Source organism: Corallococcus praedator, assembly GCF_003612125.1.
Classification (GTDB): Bacteria; Myxococcota; Myxococcia; order Myxococcales; family Myxococcaceae; genus Corallococcus; species Corallococcus praedator.
The window spans coordinates 1-1,549 of record NZ_RAWI01000738.1; the positions used below are offsets into that span (position 1 = coordinate 1).

The 1,549-nt window shown below is 70.5% G+C and carries 1 protein-coding gene; it reads left to right on the forward strand.

Features of this window, described 5'->3' with window-relative positions:
* Positions 1-1,549: non-ribosomal peptide synthetase (locus D7Y13_RS41375; protein WP_120586197.1), on the forward strand; the 1,549-nt coding region annotated here is incomplete at both ends.

Below are 1,549 nucleotides of genomic sequence, written 5' to 3' on the forward strand. Positions count from 1 at the left end.
GAAGCCAGGGCGTGGGCCCCGAGGTGCTGGTGGGCGTGTGCCTGGAGCGCACGCCGAGGCTGCTGGTGGCGCTGCTGGGCATCCTGAAGGCGGGAGGCGCGTACGTGCCGTTGGACCCGTCGTACCCGGCGGACCGCCTGGCGCTGATGGTGTCCGAGTCGCGGATGTCGTTGCTGCTGACGCAGCAGTCGCTGGAGGGGACGGTGGAGGCCCCGGGCCTGCCGCGCTACCTGCTGGACGCGGAGGCCCCCGCACGCGCGGGCTTGCCGACGGAGGCCCCGTCGCGGACGGCTTCGTTTGAGAACCTGGCGTACGTCGTCTTCACGTCGGGAAGCACGGGGACGCCGAAGGGCGTGATGGTGTCGCACCGGAGCTGGGCGAATGCGTACCTGGGGTGGGAGCGAAGCTACGCGCTGAAGGAGGCGTGCCGAAGCCACCTGCAGATGGCGAGCTTCTCCTTCGACGTCTTCGGAGGGGACTTGTCCCGGGCGCTGTGCTCGGGCGGGAAGCTGGTGCTGAGCCCGCGCGAGTGGCTGCTGGAGCCTGCGAAGCTGCACGGGTTGATGGAGGCGGAGGGAGTCGACTGCGCGGAGTTCGTGCCGGCGGTGCTGCGAGGCCTGCTGCAGCACCTGGAGGAGACGGGCCAGAGGCTGGAGAAGATGAAGGTGCTCATCGCGGGCTCGGACGCCTGGTACGTGAATGAGTACCGGCGCATCCGGGGCGTGATTGGCGCCTCCACGCGACTCATCAACTCGTACGGCATCAGCGAAACCACAATCGACAGCACGTGGTTCGAAAGCAACGCGCTGGGGGCGGGAGACAACCGGCTGGTGCCGATTGGGCGCCCGTTCGCGAACGTGCGGATGTACGTGCTGGACGGGGCGCTGAAGCCGGTGCCGTCGGGCGTGGCGAGCGAGCTGTACATCGGCGGCGAGGGGGTGACGCGCGGGTACATCCACCGTCCGGAGCTGACGGCGGAGCGCTTCGTGCCCAACCCGTACGGGGCGCCGGGCTCGCGGCTGTACCGCTCAGGGGACAGGGCGCGCTACCTGGCGGACGGGAACATCGAATTCCTGGGCCGAGCGGACACGCAGGTGAAGCTGCGGGGCTTCCGGGTGGAGCTGGGCGAAATCGAGTCGGTGCTGGGCAAGCACCCGTTGGTGCGCACGGCGGTGGTGCTGCTGCGGGAGGAGCCGCGGCGGCTCATCGCGTACGTGGTGGCGCCGGAGGGCGTGGAGAGCGCGCGGCTGCGCGACTTCGTGAGGGAGCGGCTGCCGGAGTACATGGTGCCTGCAGCCTTCGTGGTGCTGGAGGCGCTGCCGCTGACGCCGAACGGGAAGGTGGACCGCAAGGCGCTGCCGACGCCGGACGGGGCGCAGGAGGCGGGCCAGTACGTGGCGCCGCGCACGCCGACGGAGGAGTTGCTTTCGCAGGTGTGGGCGCAGGTGCTGGGCGTGGCGAGGGTGGGGGCGGAGGACAACTTCTTCGACCTGGGAGGCCACTCGCTGCTGGCGACACAGGCGATGTCGCGGGTGCGCAGCGCCTTCGG